We start from the raw sequence: 22,584 nt of genomic DNA, 5'->3' as shown, positions 1-22,584 counted from the left end.
CTATGACGGCGGTCATAGCCCTGCGGAGAGTGGTGGTGCGGCATGTCGTACGTGGGCTTCGTCGGTCTCGGCGTCATGGGCCAGCCCATGGCGCTCAACCTCGCCCGGGCGGGCACCCCACTCGTGGTGTGGAACCGTTCACCGGGCCGGTACGAGCCGCTGCGCGCCGCCGGTGCCGAGATCGCGGGGAGTCCCGGCGAGGTCTTCGAGCGGTCCGGCACGGTCGTGCTGATGCTGGCCGACGAGGAGGCCGTGGACGCGGTGCTGGGACGGGGTACACCCGACTTCGCCGCACGGGTCGCGGGGCGCGTCGTCGTACACATGGGCACCACGTCGGCCGAGTACTCCGCCGGGCTCCAGCAGGACGTCCGGGCGGTGGGCGGGCGGTATGTGGAGGCGCCGGTCTCGGGGTCGCAAGTCCCGGCGGAGCAGGGGCAGTTGGTGGGGATGCTGGCGGGGGACGAGGATGCCGTGGCGGATGTACGGGCGCTGCTGGCGCCGGTGTGCCGGGAGACGTTCGCCTGCGGGGCCGTGCCGGGGGCGCTGCTGATGAAGTTCTCGGTGAACCTGTTTTTGATCACGCTGGTCACGGGGCTCAGCGAGGCGTTCCACTTCGCCGGGCGGCAGGGGGTGGATCCGGCGCTGCTGCGGGAGGTTCTCGACGCCGGGCCGATGGCGAGCGCGGTGTCGCGGATGAAGGCGCCGAAGCTGGTGGAGCGGGACTTCGGTGTGCAGGCGGGGGCGGTCGACGTGCTCAAGAACAATCGGCTGATCGCGGAGGCGGCTCGGAAGGCGGGCGTGGCTTCTCCTCTCCTGGATGTGTGTCATGCGTTGTTCGGGGAGGCGGTGGAGCAGGGGCACGGCGGGGAGGACATGGTGGCGGTGGTGCGGGCGATCGAGAAGCGGAGTGCAGCGGTGTGAGCTTCAAGCTGACCACGGGCCGAGGGGTCGGCGCCTCGGCCGAATGGCCAGTTGTGGGAGCGGTTTCGGGTGGAAGACCTGGCCATTCGGCCGATGTGAGGTGGGGGTGGGGCGGCCGAGACTGGAGGCGACGGGACCGGCCCCACCAGCCGTATCGCGGTCGGGGAGCCGTCTCGTCACTGACACCCGCTGCTTCGAACGGAGGTGCCCCTCGTGGCCGTTGCCCTCGCCGCCCCTGCCCAGCCCGCCCCCTGGTCGCGCCGTCACCGGGTGCCGTTGCTCGCGGCGTTCTCGATGCTCCCCTTGTATGTCGTGTGGGCGCTGTTCCGGGCCAACGGCGGCGGCGACCTGGCCGCGCAGGAGGCGTGGGCGCGGTTCGCGGCCGACCACGGGGACTCGGCGTACGGCCTGTTCTGGTTCGGCGGCCTGCACACGGCGAACTACAGCATCGTCTCCCCGTATCTGATGGGGTTCCTCGGCGTGCGGACGGTCGCCGTGGCCTCGGGGCTGGCGGCAAGCTGGCTGGCTGGCGAGCTGTTCGTGAGATCGGGGATGCGCCGGCCCCTGGCCCCCGCGCTGCTGGCGGCGTTCGGGCTGTGGGTGAACGTGGCGGCGGGGCGGGTGACGTTCGCGCTCGGGGTCGCCTTCGCGCTGGCGGCGTGCGTGGTGCTGGCGGGAGAGCGGCGGCCGGCCCTGGCCGCCGGGTTCGCGGTGCTGGCGACGGCGGGCAGTCCGGTGGCCGGGCTGTTCCTGGTGGTCGCGGGTGCGGCGTACGGGCTGGTGCGGGACTGGTGGCGGGCCGCCGTGCTGATCGTCCCGCCGTTCCTGGTCGTGGGGGCGACGACGCTGCTGTTCCCCTTCGACGGGGAGGAGCCGATGGCGTCCGGGCGGGTGTGGTGGCCGATGGGGCTCGGGCTCGCGGTGGCGGTGTGGGCGCCGCGCGGGTGGCGGGTCGTGCGGCTCGGGGGCGCGGTGTACGCGGTGGGGGTCGGGCTCTCCTATCTGCTGGCGACGCCGATCGGCAGCAACGTGGAGCGGTTCGCGCTGCTCTTCGCCCCGGCCGTGCTGCTGGCGGCCCTGGTCTCGACGGCGCCGGGTGCCCGGCTGCGGCGCGGTGGCCTCGCGCTGGCGCTGGCGGGGTCGCTGTTCTGGGTGGGGTCGGGGACGCCCGTGTCCTTCTTGAAGGCGTCGAGTCAGGTCCCGGCGTGGGCGGCCGACACCAAGGGGCTGCTTCAGGCGCTCGACCGGTTCGGCGCGGGGCAGGGGCGGGTCGAGGTCGTTCCGGCGCACGACCACCGTGAGGCCGCCGTCCTGTCGCCGCACGTCAACATGGCGCGGGGCTGGAACACCCAGCTGGATGTCGAACGGGGCCGGATCTTCTACGACGGGACGCTGACGCCGGCCTCGTACCGGGCGTGGCTGGACCGGTGGGCGGTGGGTTTCGTCGCCGTCCCGGACGCCGTGCCCGATCACTCGGGGGTCGCCGAGGCGGAGCTGATACAGCGCCGGCCGGACTGGCTGGAGCCGGTGTGGGGCGACGCGCACTGGAAGCTGTACCGGGTGCGGGACGCCGTGCCGCTGGTGTCGGCGCCCGGGGAGGTCGTGCGGGCGCCGGAGGGGGACGCGTACCTCGTGGTGTACCTGCCGAGGGCGGGTTCGGTGACCGTGCGGCTCGCCTACTCGCCCTGGCTGCGGGCCGACAACGGGGCCTGTCTGCGCGAGGACAGCGGCGAGGACGGCGGCGAGGGCGCCGTGTTCACGCGGCTCACGGCGCGGGAGCCGGGGGTCTTCCAGATCTCCTCCCAGTACGATCCGACGGTCTCCCTCCCGCAGTCCGGGCACCGGCCGGAGGAGTGCTGATGGTGAGGGACGGACGTGGATTCGCGGCTTCGCAGCGAGGAAGTGAGCACTGTATGCGCCGTCATGGGCGACCCACCCGGCCCACCGGACCGTCGGACCGGGCGGGCCGTACCCGGCAGGGTCCTGAGCGGACGGACCGGGTCCGGCAGGGTCTGGACCGGGAGCTGGAGCAGCTCGACGGCGCGTCCTACAGCCGGTACCGGGGGCTGACCGGGCCGTGGGAGCTGCCCGGGGGTGTGGTGCTGGAGATCGTGCGCGGGCAGGCCGATCCGTACGCGCCGCCCGCGCGGGTCGCCGTGCGGGTGCCGGGCGAACAGGCGGGATTCCCCCGGGAGTTGTGGGACTCGGCGGTGCGGCGGCGGGCGCTGGCCGGGTATCTCGTGCGGCAGGCGGCGCGGGAGGTGGACGCGGAGCGGGACCTGCACCTGGACGCGGGCGGGCAGGAGGTGCTGGACCGCAACTCGTGCACGGTGGACGCCGGGGACGGGTCGGTGACGCTGCGGCTCGGGGTGGCGTTGCCGGGGCCGCACCGGCGTATCGACGGGCGGGCGGCGTGGCGGCTGTTGTGCCAGGTGCTGCCGCGTGTCGCCGAGCGGGCGCTGTGTCTGGCGGCGCTGGACGCCGGGCGGGTGCGGGAGTTCGTGGCGGCGGTGGAGGACTCGGCCGCGCTGCGGGCGGCGCTGCCCGGGCTCGGGCTGGTGGGGTTCGTCGCGGACGGGTCGTTGCTGGCCCGGCGGACGGGGGCGGACGATCGTCCCGCGCGGGGTGAGGGGGTGGTGAAGTTCCGGTCGCCCGAGGAGCTGCGGGTGACGGTCGAGTTGCCGCACGCGGGGGCGGTGAGCGGGATGGGGGTTCCCGAAGGGGTGACGTTGATCGTCGGGGGCGGGTTCCACGGGAAGTCGACGCTGTTGCGGGCGTTGGAGACGGGGGTGTGGGACCACGCTCCGGGGGACGGGCGGGAGCTGGCGGTCTCGTTGCCGGACACGGTGAAGATCCGGGCGGAGGACGGGCGTCCGGTGGAGCGGGTGGACGTGCACGCGTTCGTCAGTCATCTGCCGGGCGGCGCGGACACGGCGGATTTCTCGACGCCGAACGCGTCTGGGTCGACGTCGCAGGCCGCGTCCCTGTGCGAGGCTGTGGAGAGCGGGGCGCAGGTGCTGCTCATCGACGAGGACACCGCCGCGACCAACCTGATGATCCGGGACGCCCGGATGCAGGCGCTGGTCGCGAAGGAGCGGGAGCCGCTCACGCCGCTGGTGGACTCGGTCCGTTCCCTGCACCGGGATCACGGGGTGTCGACGGTGCTGGTGATGGGCGGGAGCGGTGACTATCTCGAAGTCGCCGACCGGGTGGTGATGATGGACGCGTACCGGCCGTACGACGTGAGCGAGCGGGCGCGGGAGATCGCCGCCGTGCCGACGGGGCGGCGGGCCGAGGCGGACTCCTTCCCCGGGGTCGTCGCCCGCCGCGTCGACCCGGCGTCGGTGGACTCCACGGCGAAGGGGCGCAGCCGGGTGCGCTCCCGGGGCACCGATTACCTGGTCTTCGGCGAGCACGACATCGACCTGCGCTGCGTCGAGCCCCTCGCCGACGCCTCCCACGTCACCGGCATCGGCCTCGCCCTGGAACTCCTCGTCCGCCACGGCCACCTGACCCGTGACCGCACGCTGGCCGAGGCCCTCGACCTCCTCGACGCGGACTTCGCGGGCGCGGACCCCGTCGCCGCGCTCCGCACGGTCCACGACGACGACTTCGCGGTACCCCGCCGCCACGAGATCGCCGCCGCGCTCAACCGGCTGCGGGGGGTGAGGGTGGTGCGCTGAGGGTGCGCGGGGCGAAATTTTCGACCCTGGCCGTACCCCGCTCCCGTGATGCAACCTGTACAAGATCACCCCGTGCGCATCCGCCCCTCCCAGGAAGCGAACCGCCATGAGCCGCCCCGTACGCCCGCTCCCCGACCGCCACCTGCGCCCGCCGATGGGCTGGAACAGCTGGGACTGTTACGGCCCCACCGTCACCGAGGCCGAGGTGCTCGCCAACGCGGCTTTCCTGCACGAGCACTTGCTGCCGTACGGCTGGGACACGGTCGTGGTGGACATCCAGTGGTACGAGCCGACCGCCCGTGCCCACGGTTACAACGAGGACCCGCCGGTGGTCCTCGACGCGTACGGCCGCCAGTTGCCGGCGCCCAACCGGTTCCCGTCCGCCGCCGACGGCGCGGGTTTCAAGCCGCTCGCCGACCAGGTACACGGGCTGGGCCTGCGCTTCGGCCTGCACATCATGCGCGGCATACCGCGCCGCGCGGTCGCCGCCCGACTACCCGTCGCCGGGACGGACTTCACGGCGGACGAGGTCGCCGACACCGGCTCCGTCTGCCCCTGGAACCCCGACAACTACGGCCTGAACCACGACCACCCCGGCGCGCAGGCGTACTACGACGCGCAGGTGGCCCAGTTCGCCGCGTGGGGAGTCGACTTCGTCAAGGCCGACGACATGCTGGTCCCGTACCACGACCGGGAGATCGCGGCGTACGGGCGGGCCATCGAGCGCAGCGGCCGGCCGATCGAGCTGAGCCTCTCGCCCGGTACGGACATGTCCCTCGCGCACCTCGGCCACCTGCGGGAGAACGCCACGATGTGGCGTGTGTGCGACGACCTGTGGGACCGGTGGGAGGACGTCGAGGCACAGTTCGCCCGCATGGCGCGGTGGGCCCCCGCGCAGGGCCCGGGCGGCTGGGCCGACGCCGACATGCTCCCCCTCGGCCGCATCGGCATCCGCGCCGAGCGCGGCGAGGACCGTATCTCGCGGCTGACCCGGGACGAGCAGGTCAGCCTGCTCACCCTGTGGTTCGTCTCCCGCTCCCCGCTGATGATGGGCGGCGACCTCCCCACCAGCCCGCCGGAGACGATCGACCTGCTCACCAACGCCGAAGCGCTGGAGGTCCTCCTGCACAGCCGCGCCAGCCGCGAGGTCCTGCGCGAGCGGAACCTCGTCCTGTGGACGGCGGACGACTCCGACGGCCGTACCCGCTACGCGGCGGTCTTCTCCCTCGCGGACACCCCGGAGACCGTCACCGTCCCCCTCGGCTCCATCGGCGCACTCCCCGACGACCGCGTCCGGGACCTGTGGACCCGTACGGACACCCCGCACGACGGCCGCGCCCTGACCCTCACCCTCCCCGCACACGGCTGCGCCCTCCTGCGGCTCACCCCGGCCTGACCTCGCCGCCGACCGAGGGAACAACGGAAGCCGGCGCTCACCGAGGTGGGCGCCGGGCCCGTGTCAGGAGCCGTCCCGCAGCTCCGCCAGGCGTTCGCGGGTGAAGCGGACCTCGTCGAAGGTGACACGGCAACCATCGCCGGTCGGTGACTGTGCCTCGAAGCCGACCGTGGCCCGCGCGCCGGGGTCGTGGAGGGCGAAGAAGCGGATCATGCGCCAGGTCACGCCGTCGAGGGAGGCGTGGTACGCGTACGCCCCGTCGATCCGCGCGATGCGCAGCCACACCGTCCGGCCGTCGACGACGAACGCGTTCGCGTCGTCCGCGACACCCCGTGCGACCACGGAGACGATCATCGGCTCGCCGTCGGGCGAGTACTCGAAGCAGAGCTTGCCCCAGTGCCGTTCGTTGATCCACAGGAGCAGCACCCCGGCGTCGAAGGTGGCCCCGAACTCGACGGTGACCCGCGCGCTGAACTGGAAGTCGCCTTCCGGCGGCGGGCCGAGCAGGGTGGCGGCGTTGAGCATCGACTCGGCGTTGAGCTGCGAGTCGGTCCCCGGGTCGATGAAGATGTCGCTGTGTGCCGCGGCGGTGGCCGTGACGGTGTCCCCGTCGACGGCCCACGCCTTGTCGGACGACGGGGTGAGGGGGAAGGGGAGTCCCGGAACGGTCCAGGGGGCGGTCATGTGCACGTCCTCTCTCGTCAGCGGACCCAACGTACGCGGCCCCCGCCCCAGTTCCCCCCGCACCCCCGGTGCTCAGTTCCCCCCGTAGCCGTGGAGAAAGGCGTCGACCGCCCTGGTGACGCACGCATGGATCTGCGCCGGCGTCTGAGGGTCCCCGTGGGGGCTGGTCTCGGAGTTGACGAGGGCGACGAAGTGGGCGGTCGCGCGGGACGGGTCGTCGGTGTCGAGGAGGCCCGCCCGGGCGAGGTCGTCGAGGCGGCGGGTGACCTCCTGCTGGACGCGCAGGGGGCCCGCCTGGCGCCAGGTGTCGATCACCGCGGGCGGGAAGTGCTGCTCCTCGGCCCTGATCTGGCGGATCATCGCGAAGTGCTCGGGGAACTGGGTGCGCTGGCCGACGAGGGCGTTGCCGAGGACGAGGAGGTCGGCGCGGGCGTCGGCGCCGGCGAGGTGTTCGCTCACGGTCGCCACGAACGCGTCGGCGACCTGGCTCGCGCTGTCGTGCAGGACGTCGGAGAAGAGGTGGTCCTTGCCCTGGAAGTGGTTGTAGATGGTGCGGGTGGACACCCCGGCTTCGGTGGCGATGGCCTCGATGCTGGTACGGCTGTAGCCGTCGCGGCCGAAGACGGTGCGCGCGCCCTCCGTGATGGCCCGGCGTTTCGCGGCCCTGCCGCCGGGGCGGCCGACGCCGGCGGGGCGCGGCGGCGCGTACGGTTCGGCGGGGACCGTGGGTGTGGTGTTCAGGGCGTCCTCCGGTGGATCGGGCGGCTCGTCTGCCGATCTGCTGTACACGTTGTACTTTACTTTCCCCGTTCTGTCTGGCCCGGGGAAGGCGGAGCGGTCAATTCCGGGCGCGGCTCAAGGAAGGGTCGAGGGGGACTCCAGACATCTCCAGGACGGTCTTCCCCCGCCCGTGCCCGCTCTCCACCGCCCGGACCGCCGTCGCGGCCCGCGCGAACGGGACGATGCTCGTCACCTTCGGGTCGAGGGCACCGGTGCGCACGAGTTCCACCACCGCCTCCAGAATCGCGGGGTCGCGCACAGGCCCCAGCGCCGAACCGCCGAGCGCGGCAACGGCTTCCCGGTCGGCGCCGCTGGCGAGCCGCTTCCGGTCCGCCACGAGCCCCGCGCTCTCGCGCAGCACCTCTCCCCCGACCAGGTCGAGCACGCCGTCCACGCCACCCGGCACCGCGGCGGCGAGCCCCGTACCGGACGCCACGAACCGCACCCCGAGCCCCTCGACGAACGCCCGCTTGTCCGGGCCCGCCACCCCCACCACGTTCACCCCGAGCCCCACCGCGACCTGAGCCGCGACCACGCCGACCCCGCCCGCGACCCCGGTGATCAGCAGGGTCGCCCCGGCAGACAGCCCGAGCCGCCGCACAGCGGCGTACCCGGTGGCACCGGCGATCGGCAGGCAAGCGGCGTCAACCCAGGACACCTCCGCCGGTTTCCGCACCGCCGCCCGCGCGGGAAGCAGCGCATACTGCGCGAACCCCCCGGTCGTCGGCCCGCCGAGCACCGCGTCCCCGACGGCGAACCCGGCGACACCGGCCCCGACCGCAACCACCTCCCCCGCAGCCTCACCCCCCATCACGGCGGGCAGCGCCACGGCGGGCGCCCCCGCCGGCAACCGCCCCGAACGCCGTTTGTGGTCGACGGGGTTGACCCCCGCAGCGCGCACGGCGATCAGCAGGTCACCGGCCCCCGGCACCGGTCGCGGCACCTCCGCGAACCGCTCGACCTCCGGCCCCCCGAAACGCTCGTACCCATAGGTCAACGGCATGCCCCACCCCCACGTCGAGTCATTAATTGCCATACAGATTGCATTTTACTTAAGCGGACGGCTACGCTCACGGACACCGGCGGAGCCCTGCCTCCGCAGGCTGTTTTCAACGCGGTGAGCACAACGCACAAGGAGCGCAACGTATGGGCAGCACGGTCGCGATCGTCGGCGGCGGATACGGCGGAGCAGCGCTCGCGCGCGACCTCGACCCGGACTTCGACGTCGTCCTGATCGACCCGAAGGACGCCTTCGTCCACGCGGTGGCGGCGCTGCGCGGCCTGGTCGACGCGGACTGGGCGGAGCGGATCTACTTCGGGTACGACGGCCTGTTCACCCGGGGCCGGCACGTGCGCGACCGCGCCGTGGAGGTGGACGCGTCCGGGGTCACCACGGCCGACGGCACGCGGATCGACGCGGAGTACGTCGTGCTGGCGACCGGCTCCTCGTACCCGTACCCGGCGAAGCCCGACACCGAGGACAGTGCGGACTCGGTGCTGCGGCACGCGGACACGCGGGCCGAACTCGCCGCCGCCTCCCGGGTGTTGCTGCTCGGCGCCGGTCCCGTGGGCCTCGAACTGGCCGGGGAGATCACCGAGCAGTGGCCGCGCACCGAGGTCGTGGTGGTCGACCCCGCCGAGGACGTGCTCGGCGGGCGCTACCTGCCGGAGCTGCGCGGCGCGCTGCGGGAGCAGCTCGCCGAGCGGGGCGTGCGGCTGGAGCTGGGCAGCGCGCTGACGGCCATGCCGCCGGTGGCGCCGGGGGTGCGCGAGGCGTTCTCGGTGACGACCGAGGCGGGGACGCGGATCGAAGCGGACCTGTGGTTCAGGTGTTACGGCATGGCGCCGCTGAGCGACATGCTGCGCGGCGGCCTCGCTGCCGCCCGGCGCGGCGACGGGCACGTGGAGGTGGACGAGCACCTGCGGGTCGCGGGCGCGTCGACCGTCTTCGCCATCGGTGACGTCACCGCCGTACCGGAGCCGAAGCGCTCCAAGGCCGCCTCCGAGCACGCCGTCGTGGTGGCGGCGAACATCCGGGCGCTCGCGGCGGGCACCTCGCCGGAGCGGACGTACCTGCCGGGGGCGGACGCGGTTCTGGTGCCGCTGGGTTCGACCGGTGGCGCCTCGCAGGTGCCGGGTCCGAACGGCCCGGTCGTCCTGGGGGCCGCCGAGACGTCCGGCTACAAGGGTGCCGACCTGCTGCTCGGGCGGTTCGCCGAGCTGTTCAACGCCGTCTGATCCCCGTCCCCACGATCGTTCAGCGCCTCCTTCCCGTACGTCCGTCCGAACGAGAGGTGTCGACCGATGACGCACGCAGCACACTCCCTGACCGGCAAGGTGGCCGTGGTCACCGGCGGCGCGGGAGGGATCGGCGTCGCGACGGTGGAGGCGCTGGCGGCCCTGGGGGCGCACGTCGTCCTCGCGGACGTCGCCGACGCCCCGGCGAAGACCGCCGCCGAGAAGCTGGTCGCACAGGGGCTCTCGGTGGTCGGCCACGGCGTCGACATCGCCGACGAGGCGAGCGTGGAGCGCCTGGTGGACTTCGCCGTCGACACCTTCGGCGGCATCGACGTCCTGGACAACAACGCGGCGCTGACCTCCGCGATCCGCCAGGACCGGGACGTCGTGTCCATGTCGGCGGAGCTGTGGGACCAGGTCCTCGCGGTCAACCTGCGCGGTCCGATGCTGCTGTGCAAGCACACCGTGCCGGTGATGATCGAGCGCGGCGGCGGCTCGATCATCAACATCACCAGCGGCCAGGGCCTGTCCGGGGACCGGGTGATGGTCGCGTACGGCGCGTCCAAGGGCGGGCTGATCGCGCTGACCCGTTCCGTGGCCGCCGCGTACGGCGCGGACGGCGTCCGCTGCAACGCCGTCGCGCCCGGTCTGGTCCGTACCCCGGCGCTGGAGGCGGACATGCCGGAGCCGGTGCAGCGGATGTTCCAGAGCGCGAACCTGATCCCCCGGCTCGGCACGCCGGACGACGTGGCCTCGATGGTGGCGTTCCTCGCCTCGCCGGCCGCCTCGTTCATCACCGGGCAGGTGCTCAGCGTCGACGGCGGGTTCCTCTCCCACCTGCCGACGCTGTCGCCGCTGCCGCCGCGCTGACGGTGTCAGTCCAGCCAGGACGCGAGCCCCGCCTCGATCGCCTCGGCGGTCGGGGCTCCGGCCCAGGCGTAGTAGCCGTCGGGCCGCACCAGGAGCGCCTCGTCGCCGCCGTCGACGCGGTGGGTGACGGTCAGCCCGTCCCGCCCGAAGTCCCCGCCCTGCGGCAGGACCAGCACGAAACGCCCCTCGCGCAGCGCCTCGTACAGCCGTCCTCCCTCCAGCTCCAGGTCCGGCGCGCGCTTCCCGGCCAGGGGGTGCGCGCCGCGCGGCGCCGGGTAGGCGAAGCCGGTTCCGGTGATCTCCCCGACCGCCTGCCGGGTCACCGGCTTGACGTGGGTGACGACCAGTTTGCGTACGGCGCGCAGCGCGATCTCCAGCGGGTTGTGCGCCATGGCGAGGCGCAGGTTGAGGCCGCTGCTGCGCAGGACCGCGCGGCCGATGGGGTGGCGTTCGGTGTGGTAGGTGTCGAGGAGCGCGTCGGGGGCGCGGCCCTGGAGGACGGCGGCGAGTTTCCAGCCGAGGTTGACGGCGTCCTGGAGGCCGGTGTTCATGCCCTGACCGCCGGCCGGGGAGTGCTGGTGGGCGGCGTCGCCGGCGAGCAGGACGCGGCCGACGCGGTAGGCGGGCACCTGGCGTTCGTCGCTGTGGAAGCGGGAGAGCCAGCGCGGGTCGTGCATCCCGAAGTCGGAGCCGAAGGCCCGCTCGGTCAGCGCGCGCAGCTCCTCGAACTCGACCGGCGCGTCGTCGGGTTCGCCCCGGTGGGCCCGGTCCCAGCCGCCGACCCGCCAGTAGCCGTCGCCGAAGGGCGCGATGAACCCGAAGGCACCGCCCGCGCCGTGCACCCGCACCACGAGGGGCGGCTCCTCGGTGAACTTCACGTCGGCGAGGATCACCGACCGGATCACCACCTTGCCGGGAAAGGGCAGCCCGAGCGCTTCACGTACGGCGCTGCGCGTCCCGTCGGCACCGACCAGCCACTCGGTGCGTACGGTCGTGTCGCCCGCGTCGGTGCGAATCGCGACGGTGACGCCGTCGGCGTCCTGGATAAGGCCGGTGACCTCGCTGCCGTAGCGGATCTCCGCGCCGTGCTTCAGGGCCCGGCGCAGCAGCAGGCGCTCCACCTCGTACTGCGGGGTGACCAGCAGGAAGGGGTAGCGGGAGGGCAGCGCGCCGATGTCGAACGGGATCGCGCCGAACAGGCGCAGTTCGCGGACGATCTGGCCGGTGGCCACGAGTTCGTCGGCGAGGTCGCGGGCGTCGAGGAGTTCGAGGGTGCGGGCGTGCACCCCGAAGGCGCGGGACAGGTTGCTGATGCCGGCCGGGCGCTTCTCGACGACGGTCACCCGGACGCCGGCCGCCGCGAGGTCACCGGCGAGGAGCAGTCCGGTGGGGCCGGCGCCCGCGATGACGGCGGAGGAATTTTGCTCAGACTTTCCGGGGGATTCGTGCATGCGGGTCATCCGCTACTCGCTTCCATCGGTCGGAGTCGGAAACCTCGGAAACCTCGGAACACGGAGGTTTAATTCTCGGTGGATCTCCGGGCCGAGTTCCCCGCCGCCGAACGCGACGGGGAACTCGATAATGCCGGAATAGGGAATTCAGGCGTGCCCGAGGCGAAAACCCACACCGCGTACGGTGACGACCCAGCCGTTGCCGCCGAGTTTTCTGCGCAGGCTGCTGACATGGGTGTCGACGGTCCGCCGCGACCACGAGTCGCCCCACACCTGCTGGAGGAGGCGCTTGCGCGAGATGACGGTGTCGGGGTGGGACGCGAGCAGGCACAGGAGGTCGAACTCCTTGCGGGTCAGCTCCACACCATGGCCGTCCAGGCAGACCTCGCGGGAGCCCACGTCGATGTGCAGCGGGCCGTGGTCGATCGCCCGGCTCGGGCTCCTGCGGGAGCGCACGCGCCGCATGACCGCGTCGATCCGGGCCATCAACTCCCGGAAGCCGTACGGCTTGACCAGGTAGTCGTCGGCTCCGGCCTGGAGGCCGAGGACCCGGTCGAGCTCCGAGCCGCGCGCGGTGACCACGATCAGCGGGACGCAGCTGACCGTGCGGATCGCCTTGCACACCTCCAGGCCGTCCAGGTCCGGCAGCTCCAGTTCCATCAGGACGAGGTCCACGTTCTCGTAGGCCGCCAAGGCCTGGGCGCCCCGGTCCACGGCGGCCACCTCGTGGCCGTGCCGGCGCAGTCCCTCCTCCAGGGCACAGGCGTCTCCCGCATCGCCCTCGACGATCAGGATGCGCCACCCGCCGGTTCCGGGGCGGGTGGATATAAGCGGTTCCCGCAGGAACTCTGACGATATTTGCGTCATACTCTCCCCCGGTAAGTCCAGTTCGTCACACGAAGCGAAACTCGCGTACCATACTATTAAACCGGGGCGAGTAATTCAAAGTCATTCCGGTGGATTCTCTGTTTCAATCACATTAAACGCTCACGGAATTCGGTCGAGTGTTTCCCCGGCACGCGCCCGGTCGTCGGCGTCGAGCAGGCGCAGCAGCAGCGCGGTCAGCGTCTCGCGCTCGGCCGGGGTGAAACAGGCGAGGAAGGAGTCCTGCAACTCCTCGGCGACCTGCCACAGGGTGCGCTGGAGGCGCGTCCCCTCCTCGGTGAGCCCGACCAGCTGACGGCGCCGGTCGGCGGGGTCGCGGGTGCGGTGGACCAGGCCGCGCTCCTCGATCAGGTCGAGGTATCCGCCCAGGTGGCTGCGCTGGAAGCCGAGGCGGTCGGCCAGCACGTGCTGGGGCAGGGGGCCGAAGTCCGCGAGCGCGGTGAGCGTCGCGAAGTGCGGCAGCCGCAGCCCGTGCCGGCCCACCGCTTCCACGAGGGCGTCATGACCGATCCGGGCCACGTGTCCGGCGAGGTACGAGGGGAGCGCCAGCAGGCTCGGTGGGCGGGGGGTGGAGTCAGGGGTCTCGCTCATACGTCCAACGATACGGGAATGTGGTGACTGGACGTAAGGATGACACCATGGAATCATTACGTCTCGACACTAGTTCGGCGCCGGCTCCGTGCTCCCGAACGGCGGATCACCGCGCCCGTCCCCTGAGGACCTCTCCATGACCGACACGCCAGCGCGCACCGGCGCGCCCTTCGCCGCTCTCCTCCTCGCCGTCCTGTCCTTCTCCCTGATGCAGACGATGGTCGTGCCCGCGCTGCCCGACCTCCAGCGGGAGTTCGACGCCTCGACGACCGCCGTCTCCTGGGTGCTCAGCTCCTTCCTGCTCACCGCCTCCGTCGCGACCGCGCTGCTCGGGCGGGTCGGCGACATGTTCGGCAAGCGGCGGGTGCTGATCGCCAGCCTCACCGTGTTCGCCGCCGGCACGCTGCTGGCCGCGCTGTCCGACTCGCTCCCCCTGCTCATCGCCGCCCGCGCGGTCCAGGGCGTCGGGTCGGCGGCCTTCCCGCTCGCGTTCGGCATCGTCCGCGACCAGTTCCCGCGGGAACGCGTGCCCGTCGCGATCGGCCTCATCTCCTCCACGTTCGGCATCGGCTTCGGCGTCGGGCTCGTCATCCCGGGGCCGATCGTCGACGCCCTCGACTGGCACTGGATCTTCTGGCTCGGGCTCGTCGTGATCCTCCTCGGGATCGCCGCCGTCACCGTGTTCATCCAGGAGTCCACGCACACCAACCCCGGCCGCATCGACTGGGCCGGCGTCGTCCTGCTCAGCGCGGGCGTCGTCGCGCTGCTGCTCGCCATCAGCGAGGGCAAGTCGTGGGGCTGGTCCTCCCCCGGCATCATCGGCCTCTTCCTCGCCACCGCCGTCCTGCTCGTCGTCTTCGGGTACGTCGAGAGCAAGGTCCGCGAACCCCTCATCGACCTCGAACTCCTGCGCCGGCCCGCCGTCCTGACCAGCCACATCACCGCGCTCGTCATCGGGTTCGGCATGTACGGGGCGTTCACGCTGGTGCCGCTGCTCGCGCAGACGCCGACCAGCGCCGGGTACGGCTTCGGCGCGTCCGTCACCGAGGCCGGGCTGTTCATGGTCCCGATGGCCGCGACCATGCTGATCGCCAGCCCCCTCGCCGGGCGCCTCGGCGCGGCCGTCGGCTGGAAGCTCCCCCTCGTCCTCGCCTGCCTCATCGGCGTCGTCGGCTTCGCGGTCTACGCCGGCGCGCACGACACCGAGTGGACCATGTACGTCGGCTCCGCGATCCTCGGCGTCGGCGTCGGCTTCTCGTTCGCGGCGCTGGCGAACCTCGTCGTCAGCGCGGTCGACCGGAGCCAGACCGGGGAGGCGACCGGCATCAACACGATCATGCGGACGATCGGGGGGTCCCTCGGGGCGCAGATCGCCGCGTCGATCGTGGTGTCGCGGACGGTGCCGGGGACTCGGGTGCCTGAGGAGTCCGGGTATACGACCGCGTTCGTGATGTCGGCCATCGCGCTGGGAGTCGCCGCGCTGGTGGCGTTGGCGGGACCCGGGAAGTTCTGGGCGAAGAAGGCGGCGCCCACGCCCGCGCAGGCGGAGGGGGAACGGTCGCGGTCTGCGGCTTAGGCCGGCCGAGAACGCGGGGCTCACGTGGCCGGTCGGGGCGGGGGCGGGCGGCGGAGGCGGCGGGCGTCCCGCTTACGGCCCCTGCCCTGTAGTCCCCGCCCCGCCAGCCCCTTCACCGATCCGCACCGGCACAGCCCACCCGCCTCCCCTCGGCGCCGAGTCTGCGCCCCACCGACCCCTAGGGAGTTCCCGCACCCATGCCTGACTACGGACACGACCTCCTCTTCGGTACCGTCCTCGTGCCGACCTCGGGGCACCCCGACGACGCGGTGGCGCTCGCCCGGATCGCCGACCGGGCCGGGCTGGATCTGGTGAGTGTGCCGGATCACCCCTACCGGCCGGACCTGCTCGACGCGTGGACGGTGCTCGCGGTCATCGCCGCGTCCACCACCCGCGTACGGGTCTTCCCCAACGTCGCGAACCTCCCGCTGCGACCGCCCGTCATGCTCGCGCGCGCCGCGGCCGGCCTGGACCTGATCAGTGGCGGACGGGTCGAGCTGGGGCTGGGTGCCGGCGCCTACTGGGACGCCATCGCCGCCGACGGCGGACCGCGCCGCGACCCCGGTACGGCGCGGCGGGCGACCCGCGAGGCCATCGACGTCATCCGGGCGCTGTGGAGCAATGCGGCCCGGACGGTCCGCGTTCCCGGTGAGCACTACGCGCTCGACGGCGCCGTACCCGGCCCCGCTCCCGCCCACTCCATCGGCATCTGGCTCGGCGCCGTCGGGCCCCGCATGCTCGCGCTGACCGGGGAGAAGGCCGACGGCTGGCTCCCCAGCGTGCCGCACGTCCCGCCGGGGCGACTCGCGGCGGGCCACCGTGCCGTCGACGAGGCAGCGGCGTCGGCGGGCCGCGCACCGGACAAGGTACGGCGCCTGTACAACCTCTCGCCGGGACCGGGCGGCTTCCCGCAGGGCCCGCCGAGCACCTGGCCGGAGCAACTGGCCGCGCTCACCCTGGAACACGGCACGAGCGCGTTCCTGCTCCCCACCCAACAGCCGTCCCTGATCGAGGCGTTCGCGAACGAGGTGGCGCCGGCGACGCGGGACCTGGTGACGGCGGAACGCAAACGCGCGGCGGACCGTCCGGGCTCCGCAGGCCGTGCGCATACGGTGGAAGACTCAACGGTCCCTGCCACACCCCCGGCACGTGCCACCACCGCCACCCTCGCGCCGAACCGGCCCGGCGGCCGTCTCTCCGTACAGCCCACTCCGCCCCCCACGACACGGCAGTCCGCCGAGCGGCTCTGGGACGAGTCCTCCCGCCCCACCGCGCCCCCCGCCGACCCGCAGCGCGGCTACTCGCGCCGTGAGCAGGAACCCGCCCGCAACCTCGTCGCCGCCCACGACCAGCTCCGTGCCGATCTCGACCGGCTCGGGGAGGTCGTGCGGCAGGTGCTGGACGACGCCCTCGACCCGGGCGAGGCGCGGTCCGAGATCCAGCGGCTGAGTCTGCGGCAGAACGCGTGGACGCTCGGGGCGTACTGCGCCTCGTACTGCCGGGTGACCACCGTGCACCACACCCGGGAGGACGAGGACCTGTTCCCGCACCTGCGGCGTTCCGATCCCCGGCTCGGTGCGGTGCTGGACCGGCTCACCGAGGAACACCACGCGATCCAGGGCGTCATCGAGCGTCTCGACCGTGCGCTGGTCGCCTTCGTGCGCGAGGAGGGGGACGGCGAGGCGCTGCGCGCGGCGACGGATCTGCTCGCGGACACGCTGCTGTCGCATCTCGCGTACGAGGAACGGGAGTTGATCGAGCCGATGGCGAGGTTCGGGACGGGTTGGTGACCGGCCTCTACCCCGGCTCCTCCCCCGTCGCCACGCGGCGGGACGGGTCCGCCGACCAGGCGGACCAGGAGCCGGGGTAGAGCGCGGCGCCGGTGATCCCGGCGTGTTCCAGGGCGAGCAGGTCGTGGCAGGCGGTGACTCCGCTGCCGCAGTAGACGACGGTGTCGGCGCCGTCCTCCACCCCCAACGCCCGGTAGCGTGCGCGTAGTTGATCGGCCGGCAGGAACGTCCCGTCCGGCGTGAGGTTCTCGCTCCAGGGGGCGCTGCGGGCGCCGGGGATGTGCCCGGAGCGGATGTCCGTCGGCAGGACGTGCTCCCCCGAGTACCGGCCGGCGGCGCGCGCGTCGAGGACGACGGCGTTCCCCGCCCCGACCTCGTCGGCGCCGCGCAGTGCCCGCGCGGGCCACTCCACCGCCGTGAGCCGCGCGGCGGGCAGCACGACCGCACCGGTCTCGATCGCGCCGGACCAGCCGCCCAGCCCGCCGTCGAGCAGCGCGGCGTCCCGCCCGGTGCTGCGCAACAGCCACACCAGCCGGGCGGCATAGGCCCCGCCGTCGGCGTCGTACGCCACCACGGTCGTGCCGTCCCCGATCCCGAGCAGCCCCAGCGCCCACGCGAACTCCCCCGGCTCCGGCACCGGATGACGCCCGCCGGCCGGATCGGGCGGCGCGGACAGCACGGTGTCGACGTCGACCCAGACCGCGCCCGGCAGATGCCCGGCGAGGTAGGCGTCGTACCCGCTGCGGCCGTCCAGGAACCAGCGGACGTCGGCCAGGACGAGGGGGCCGGGGTGCGCGCGGACCCAGTCGGCGTCGACGACGGGGGGTACGGGGGTGGCGTACGGGGCCTCGCCGCCCCTCCGCCATCCGCCGGTCGCGTCAGGCATCCGCCGTCACCGTCCCGATCCCCGCGACCTGCGGCAGGACCTCCGCGGCCGTCAGTTCCGTCGCCGTCTGGACCTCCGCGTACGGGATACCGCCCACGTCGATCGCGAGGAGGTGCAGGTCGTGGCCCCACAGCTCGTGCAGCCTGCCCAGTTTGTCGACGACCTCGGCCGGGCTGCCGCAGATCGCGGGGCCGTTCTCGCCGATGTACGTGTCGAAGTCCGGCGGGACGGTGGCGTGCGTGGTGCCGGGTTTGCGGACGGTCAGGTAGTTGTTCATGTAGGAGGCCCACAGGGTGCGGGCCCGCTGGGAGGACTTCGCCACGAAGACGTGGCTGGCGGCGCCGAGTCGGCCGGGCGGGTCCGTACGGCCGCTCTCCCGCCACAGCGTGCGGTAGGCGTCGAAGACCGGTACGAACGTGCCCGGTTCACGCGCGGTCGTGCCGACGACCAGCGGCAGCCCGTGCTCCACGGCGAGTTGGACGGACTCCGAGCCGACGCCGCCGCTGATCCACAGGGGCGGCTTGGGCTGCACCGGACGGGGCTGGACGGTGACGTCGTTCAGCGGCGGCCTGAACTCGCCCTGCCAGGTGACGTGTTCCTCGGTCCACAGCCGGATCAGCAGCTCCGTGTTCTCGCGTTTGCGGGCCGCCTTCGACTCGGGCGCCTGGCCGAACACCGCGTACGGGTCGGGGAAGAAGGAGGCGCCCGCGATGAGTTCGAGCCGGCCGCCGGACAGCAGGTCGACCAGGGCGTAGTCCTCGGCGACGAGGACGGGGTCGCGGTTGGCGACGAGCGTCGTCCCGGTGGCGAGGCGGATCGTCGAGGTGTGCTCGGCGATCGCGGCGAGGACGAGCGCGGGCGAGGGGATGACGTCCCGTTCACCGAAGTGGTGCTCGCCGACGGTGTACCAGGCGAACCCGGCGCGTTCCGCCTCGGCCGCGGCCCGCACCACGTCCCGCAGCCGCTGCTGCTGGGTGAGGGCCTGTCCGGTGAGGGGGTCGGGCAGGAGGCTGCCGAAGGTGATGAGACCTAGCTCCATGGGGTGTCCTTCGTGGTGCCGCTGCCGGGCACGGCGGCCAGCAGCTCCCGGGTGTAGGGGTGTCGCGGTGACCGCAGGAGTTCGTCCGCGGGGCCGCTCTCCACGATCCGGCCGTCGCGCATCACCGCGATCCGGTCGCTGACCTGTGCGACGACGGCCAGGTCGTGGGAGATGAACAGGTAGCTCAGGCCGTGCCGTTCCTGGAGGCCGGCCAGCAGTTCCAGGATGCGGGCCTGGACGGTGACGTCGAGCGCGGAGACGGGTTCGTCGCAGACGAGGAGTTCGGGGCCGAGGGCGAGCGCCCGCGCGATGGCGACGCGCTGCCGCTGCCCGCCGGAGAGTTCGGCGGCCTTGCGCCGTTCGGTCCCGGCCGGCAGCGCGACGTCGTCGAGCAGCCGCCGCACCGTGCCGTCCCACTGCGCCCGGTTCCCGATCCGGTGGTTGCGCAGCGGCTCGGTGATCAACTCCCCCACCGTGAAACGGGGGTTCAGCGAGGCGTACGGGTTCTGGTAGACGAGCTGGATCCGCCGGTGCAGGGCCCTGCGGGCGGCGCCTCGTACGGCGGTGACGTCGACACCGTCCAGCAGCACCGCCCCGCTGTCGGCCCGCTCCAGCCCGAGGACCATCCGCGCGGTCGTCGACTTCCCCGACCCGGACTCCCCGACGAGCCCGAGGGTCTCGCCCCGCGCCAGCTCGAACCCGACCCCGTCGACGGCGGTACGGGTATGGCGCCGGGCCAGGACGGGGCCTCGGACGGGGAAGGCGCGGGTGAGGCCGGTGACGCGCAAGAGGGGTGGGGGCGGGGTGGGTTCGCCGGGGGCGGGCGGGTCCTGGCGTGCGTCGGCGGACGCGGGTTCGGCCGCGCGGGAGCGACGGGGATGCCGGGCGGCGAGGGGTGGCACGTCACCGGACACCGCGCCGGAACGGGGGCGCGGAGGCCGGGCCGTTGCAGGCGGTGCGTCACCGGGCCCGTTCACCGAGCCGAGCGCCTCCGCCCCAGCCTGCGCGGAGCCGGTCGCGCCAGAACGGCGGCCGGCCGTGATGGTCGGCGTATCGCCGGGCCCGTCCGCCCCTGCCGGCGCGGGAACCACTGTGCGGGACCGGCCGCGTGAAGGCCGTGCCGCGAGCGTCGGCGCGTCCGACAACAGGCCGCGTGTGTACGGGTGTTGGGGCTGCGTGAGTACTTGTTCCACCGGCCCCGTCTCCACCACCCGGCCCTCGGACATCACCACGACGTGCTGCGCGCGGTCCGCGACCACCGCCAGGTCGTGGGTGATCAGGAGCATCGCCGTGTCGGTCGTGGTGACGAGCTTCTGGAGGTGGTCCAGGAGCCTGCGCTGGACCGTCACGTCCAGTGCCGAGGTGGGTTCGTCGGCGATCAGGAGGCGGGGGCGGGCCGCGGTGGCTATCGCGATCAGGACGCGTTGGCGCATGCCGCCGGAGAGTTCGTGGGGGTACTGGCGGGCGCGCTGCGCCGGGTCGGGGAGGCCCGCCTCGGCCAGCAGCTCGACGGCACGGCCCGGCGTGTCCCGGCGGGTGGCCAGCCCGTGCACCCGCAGCACCTCGGCGACCTGCGCGCCGACCGGCTTGACGGGGTCGAGACTGACGCCGGGGTCCTGCGGGATCAGCCCGATACGCCGCCCGCGCACCTCCCGCCAGCCCCGCTCACCGAGCCCGGTCAGCTCCTCGTCCTGGAGCCGTACGGAGCCGCCCAGCACCGTTCCGCCGACGGGCAGCAGCCCGATCAGCGCGTGGGCGGTGCTGCTCTTCCCCGACCCGGACTCCCCCACCAGCGCGGTGATCTGCCCGGCCCGCGCGGTCAGATCGAGCCCGTCGACGGCGAGGTGCGTACCGCTCGCGGTGCGGTACCCGATCCGCAGCCCTTCGACGACGAGCAGCGGGGCAGCGACGGATACCGAACCCACCACACCTACGCCGACGTCCCCCACCGGCTCCATCGGCTTCATCGGTGGCCCCCTTCTCTCTCCAGCACCCGGGACAACCGGTTCGCCGCCAGCACGACCCCCGTCACCGTGAGACTCGGCAAGGTGGTCAGCCACCACGCCGTGGCCAGGTAGTTGCGCCCGTCGGCGACGAGCGCCCCCCACTCGGGCGCGGGCGGCGGCTCCCCGTAGCCGAGGAACCCCAGGCTGGACACCGCGAGGACGACCAGTCCGAAGTCGAGGGCGGCAAGCGCCAGGACGGGCCCGACGGCCGCCGGCAGAATGTAACGGGGCAGGACCCGCCACCACCGCCCCCCGCACAGGATCGCCGCCTCGACGTACGGCGCGGCCCGCACCCGCAGCACCTCGGCCCGCATCACGCGCGTGAAAGCGGCCACGCTGGTGACCCCGATCGCGACGGCGATCTGCGCGGTGCCGACGCCGAGCGCGGTGACGAGGGTGAGGGACAGCAGCAGGGGCGGCACCGACATCATCACCTCCACGACGCGCATGACGACCGCGTCCGTACGCCGCCCGAAGAACCCCGCGACGAGCCCGAGCACCACCCCGCCGCCGAGGGCGATGAGGACGGCGGCGACGGTGGCGCGCAGCGAAAGGGCGGCGCCGTGCACGACACGGGCGTAGATGTCGCGGCCCAACTGGTCGGTGCCGAAGACGTGTTGGGCACTGGGCGCCTGGAACCGTTCCGCCGGTACCCCTGTGAGGGGGCTGCGGGAGGTGAACCAGTCGGGTACGAGGGCCCAGCCGACGACGACCGCGAGCACGAGGACGGAGAGGGTGACGCCGGGAGAGCGCAGCGGCGTACCGAGGACGCGGCGGACGCGGGTCTGCGAGAGAACGGTCTCCTCGTAGGTCGTCGTCATGCCGTCACCAGCCGTCCTGTGGCCCGGATGCGCGGATCGAGTACCGGATAGAGGAGGTCGACCACCAGGTTCACCACCGCGAAGACGAGTGCCGCCACCACCACGACCCCCTGCACCACCGGCAGGTCCTGCGCCGAGACGGCGGACTGGGTGATCCGTCCCATCCCGGGCCGTGAGAACACCGTCTCGACGACGACGGCGCCCCCGATCAGCGAGCCGACGAGCATTCCGGCGACGGTCGCGGCGGGGACGGCGGCGTTGCGCAGCCCGTGGCCGAACAGGAGCCGCGCTCTGCCGGCCCCGGTGGCGCGGACGGTGTCGGCGTACGGCTCCTGGAGGGTCGTGTGGAGGCTCTTGCCGAGGACCTGGGCGACGAGGGCGGCGCCGGGGATGGCCATGGTGAAGGCGGGCAGGACGACGCCGGCGGGGCCGCTGTCGCCGAGGGCGGGGAAGAGGTGCCAGCGGAAGGACAGGAGCTGGATGAGGACGAGGCCGACCCAGAAGGAGGGCAGGGAGACGGCGAACGAGGGGACGGAGCGCAGGAGTTGGCGCAGGAGGGGGCTGGCGGTGAGGTTGGCGGCGACGCCGAGGAGCGTGCCGGCGGTGAGCGCGAGGAGCAGCGCGAGGGTGCCGACCTGGAGGGTGGGCGGGATCGCGTCGGCGATCATCCGGGCGACCGGCTGCCCGGTCTGGAGGGAGGAGCCGAGGTCGCCGTGGAGCGCGTCGGTGAGCGCGGACGCGTACTGCGCGAGGATCGGGCGGTCGAAGCCGAGGTCGGCGCGTGCCTGGGCGAGTTGCTCGGGGGTGAGTTCGGCGAAGCCGCCGCGTCCGCTGAGCATGAGGGCGACGGGGTCGCCGGGCAGCAGGCGCAGGGCGAAGAAGGTGAGGGTGAAGGCGGCCCAGACGACGAACACCGCGCGCAGTGTCCGGGTGGCCGCGTACCGGGCCGTGTGCACAGTCGCCGCCT

General features: G+C 73.2%; 19 protein-coding genes. 8 read left to right on the top strand and 11 right to left on the bottom strand.

Annotated elements, in window-relative coordinates; genetic code table 11:
* Positions 1-42 precede the first annotated feature (42 nt).
* The 4 genes from J8M50_RS26190 (at position 43) to J8M50_RS26175 (ending at position 6,000) form a co-directional block, all read left to right on the top strand.
* Entirely contained in the window at positions 43-921 is an 879-nt protein-coding gene (locus J8M50_RS26190) for an NAD(P)-dependent oxidoreductase (RefSeq protein ID WP_010357367.1), read from the top strand.
* Positions 922-1,134: 213 nt separating this feature from the next.
* Entirely contained in the window at positions 1,135-2,781 is a 1,647-nt protein-coding gene (locus J8M50_RS26185; RefSeq protein WP_010357366.1) for a glycosyltransferase family 87 protein, read from the top strand.
* A gap of 53 nt (positions 2,782-2,834) precedes the next feature.
* Positions 2,835-4,604, top strand: coding sequence for an ABC-ATPase domain-containing protein (locus J8M50_RS26180; RefSeq protein WP_010357365.1), 1,770 nt, complete (start codon positions 2,835-2,837; stop codon positions 4,602-4,604).
* A gap of 106 nt (positions 4,605-4,710) precedes the next feature.
* A complete protein-coding gene (locus tag J8M50_RS26175) occupies positions 4,711-6,000 on the top strand; it encodes a glycoside hydrolase family 27 protein (RefSeq protein ID WP_010357364.1) in 1,290 nt (429 codons plus the stop codon).
* Positions 6,001-6,063: 63 nt separating this feature from the next.
* Here J8M50_RS26175 and J8M50_RS26170 read toward each other — a convergent pair whose 3' ends face one another.
* The 3 genes from J8M50_RS26170 to J8M50_RS26160 all read right to left on the bottom strand — a co-directional run bounded on the left by J8M50_RS26170 (position 6,064) and on the right by J8M50_RS26160 (position 8,500).
* Positions 6,064-6,684, bottom strand: a complete 621-nt coding sequence (locus J8M50_RS26170; RefSeq protein ID WP_010357363.1) for a DUF1349 domain-containing protein — start codon at positions 6,682-6,684, stop codon at positions 6,064-6,066.
* Positions 6,685-6,756: 72 nt separating this feature from the next.
* On the bottom strand, positions 6,757-7,473 hold the full coding sequence (locus tag J8M50_RS26165) for a TetR/AcrR family transcriptional regulator (RefSeq protein ID WP_010357362.1): 717 nt from the start codon (positions 7,471-7,473) through the stop codon (positions 6,757-6,759).
* Between the two features lie 49 nt (positions 7,474-7,522).
* Positions 7,523-8,500 (bottom strand): alcohol dehydrogenase catalytic domain-containing protein, encoded by a 978-nt coding sequence (locus tag J8M50_RS26160; RefSeq protein ID WP_223786271.1) that lies wholly within the window; start codon positions 8,498-8,500, stop codon positions 7,523-7,525.
* Positions 8,501-8,610: 110 nt separating this feature from the next.
* Here J8M50_RS26160 and J8M50_RS26155 point away from each other — a divergent pair, with 110 nt between their 5' ends.
* Positions 8,611-9,702: an NAD(P)/FAD-dependent oxidoreductase gene (locus tag J8M50_RS26155; RefSeq protein ID WP_010357359.1), complete on the top strand. Its 1,092-nt coding sequence runs from the start codon at positions 8,611-8,613 to the stop codon at positions 9,700-9,702.
* A 66-nt stretch (positions 9,703-9,768) separates the two neighbouring features.
* Positions 9,769-10,572, top strand: a complete 804-nt coding sequence (locus J8M50_RS26150; RefSeq protein ID WP_010357357.1) for an SDR family NAD(P)-dependent oxidoreductase — start codon at positions 9,769-9,771, stop codon at positions 10,570-10,572.
* Between the two features lie 5 nt (positions 10,573-10,577).
* Here the strand turns inward: J8M50_RS26150 and J8M50_RS26145 are convergent, their stop codons facing one another.
* From J8M50_RS26145 to J8M50_RS26135, 3 genes are all read right to left on the bottom strand, one after another.
* Positions 10,578-12,032 (bottom strand): FAD-dependent oxidoreductase, encoded by a 1,455-nt coding sequence (locus J8M50_RS26145; protein WP_010357356.1) that lies wholly within the window; start codon positions 12,030-12,032, stop codon positions 10,578-10,580.
* A gap of 138 nt (positions 12,033-12,170) precedes the next feature.
* Positions 12,171-12,890: a response regulator transcription factor gene (locus J8M50_RS26140; protein WP_010357355.1), complete on the bottom strand. Its 720-nt coding sequence runs from the start codon at positions 12,888-12,890 to the stop codon at positions 12,171-12,173.
* Between the two features lie 120 nt (positions 12,891-13,010).
* The gene (locus tag J8M50_RS26135) at positions 13,011-13,499 is read right to left on the bottom strand and encodes a MarR family winged helix-turn-helix transcriptional regulator (protein ID WP_010357354.1); all 489 of its coding nucleotides are present in this window, start codon (positions 13,497-13,499) and stop codon (positions 13,011-13,013) included.
* A gap of 136 nt (positions 13,500-13,635) precedes the next feature.
* Here J8M50_RS26135 and J8M50_RS26130 point away from each other — a divergent pair, with 136 nt between their 5' ends.
* On the top strand, positions 13,636-15,075 hold the full coding sequence (locus J8M50_RS26130; RefSeq protein WP_010357353.1) for an MFS transporter: 1,440 nt from the start codon (positions 13,636-13,638) through the stop codon (positions 15,073-15,075).
* A gap of 197 nt (positions 15,076-15,272) precedes the next feature.
* Positions 15,273-16,865 (top strand): LLM class flavin-dependent oxidoreductase, encoded by a 1,593-nt coding sequence (locus J8M50_RS26125; RefSeq protein ID WP_010357352.1) that lies wholly within the window; start codon positions 15,273-15,275, stop codon positions 16,863-16,865.
* 7 nt (positions 16,866-16,872) lie between these two features.
* Here J8M50_RS26125 and J8M50_RS26120 read toward each other — a convergent pair whose 3' ends face one another.
* From J8M50_RS26120 to J8M50_RS26100, 5 genes are read right to left on the bottom strand one after another with little or no spacing between them, the layout of a single operon-like run.
* Entirely contained in the window at positions 16,873-17,751 is an 879-nt protein-coding gene (locus J8M50_RS26120; protein WP_010357351.1) for a sulfurtransferase, read from the bottom strand.
* Complete coding sequence (locus tag J8M50_RS26115; protein ID WP_075662060.1) at positions 17,744-18,790, bottom strand: LLM class flavin-dependent oxidoreductase; 1,047 nt, start codon at positions 18,788-18,790, stop codon at positions 17,744-17,746. The genes J8M50_RS26120 and J8M50_RS26115 overlap by 8 nt, the downstream gene beginning before the upstream one ends.
* On the bottom strand, positions 18,781-20,757 hold the full coding sequence (locus J8M50_RS26110) for a dipeptide ABC transporter ATP-binding protein (RefSeq protein ID WP_010361000.1): 1,977 nt from the start codon (positions 20,755-20,757) through the stop codon (positions 18,781-18,783). Before J8M50_RS26110 ends, J8M50_RS26115 begins: the two co-directional genes overlap by 10 nt.
* Positions 20,754-21,617, bottom strand: a complete 864-nt coding sequence (locus J8M50_RS26105) for an ABC transporter permease (RefSeq protein ID WP_010360999.1) — start codon at positions 21,615-21,617, stop codon at positions 20,754-20,756. Before J8M50_RS26105 ends, J8M50_RS26110 begins: the two co-directional genes overlap by 4 nt.
* Positions 21,614-22,573: an ABC transporter permease gene (locus J8M50_RS26100; RefSeq protein ID WP_010360997.1), complete on the bottom strand. Its 960-nt coding sequence runs from the start codon at positions 22,571-22,573 to the stop codon at positions 21,614-21,616. Before J8M50_RS26100 ends, J8M50_RS26105 begins: the two co-directional genes overlap by 4 nt.
* Positions 22,574-22,584: the final 11 nt, after the last annotated feature.

It is taken from the genome of Streptomyces acidiscabies (assembly GCF_020010905.1).
Taxonomy (GTDB): Bacteria; Actinomycetota; Actinomycetes; order Streptomycetales; family Streptomycetaceae; genus Streptomyces; species Streptomyces acidiscabies.
Note: the sequence above shows the minus strand (reverse complement) of the source record. Positions and strands in the feature narration are given on the sequence as shown.

Coding starts and splice junctions, on each gene's coding strand:
- J8M50_RS26140 (WP_010357355.1), bottom strand. CDS start 12,890: ATGACGCAAATATCGTCAGAGTTCCTGCGGGAACCGCTTATATCCACC.
- J8M50_RS26160 (WP_223786271.1), bottom strand. CDS start 8,500: ATGGCAATTAATGACTCGACGTGGGGGTGGGGCATGCCGTTGACCTAT.
- J8M50_RS26145 (WP_010357356.1), bottom strand. CDS start 12,032: ATGACCCGCATGCACGAATCCCCCGGAAAGTCTGAGCAAAATTCCTCC.
- J8M50_RS26115 (WP_075662060.1), bottom strand. CDS start 18,790: ATGGAGCTAGGTCTCATCACCTTCGGCAGCCTCCTGCCCGACCCCCTC.
- J8M50_RS26170 (WP_010357363.1), bottom strand. CDS start 6,684: ATGACCGCCCCCTGGACCGTTCCGGGACTCCCCTTCCCCCTCACCCCG.
- J8M50_RS26130 (WP_010357353.1), top strand. CDS start 13,636: ATGACCGACACGCCAGCGCGCACCGGCGCGCCCTTCGCCGCTCTCCTC.
- J8M50_RS26150 (WP_010357357.1), top strand. CDS start 9,769: ATGACGCACGCAGCACACTCCCTGACCGGCAAGGTGGCCGTGGTCACC.
- J8M50_RS26135 (WP_010357354.1), bottom strand. CDS start 13,499: ATGAGCGAGACCCCTGACTCCACCCCCCGCCCACCGAGCCTGCTGGCG.
- J8M50_RS26155 (WP_010357359.1), top strand. CDS start 8,611: ATGGGCAGCACGGTCGCGATCGTCGGCGGCGGATACGGCGGAGCAGCG.
- J8M50_RS26175 (WP_010357364.1), top strand. CDS start 4,711: ATGAGCCGCCCCGTACGCCCGCTCCCCGACCGCCACCTGCGCCCGCCG.
- J8M50_RS26110 (WP_010361000.1), bottom strand. CDS start 20,757: ATGAAGCCGATGGAGCCGGTGGGGGACGTCGGCGTAGGTGTGGTGGGT.
- J8M50_RS26125 (WP_010357352.1), top strand. CDS start 15,273: ATGCCTGACTACGGACACGACCTCCTCTTCGGTACCGTCCTCGTGCCG.
- J8M50_RS26105 (WP_010360999.1), bottom strand. CDS start 21,617: ATGACGACGACCTACGAGGAGACCGTTCTCTCGCAGACCCGCGTCCGC.
- J8M50_RS26190 (WP_010357367.1), top strand. CDS start 43: ATGTCGTACGTGGGCTTCGTCGGTCTCGGCGTCATGGGCCAGCCCATG.
- J8M50_RS26120 (WP_010357351.1), bottom strand. CDS start 17,751: ATGCCTGACGCGACCGGCGGATGGCGGAGGGGCGGCGAGGCCCCGTAC.
- J8M50_RS26180 (WP_010357365.1), top strand. CDS start 2,835: ATGCGCCGTCATGGGCGACCCACCCGGCCCACCGGACCGTCGGACCGG.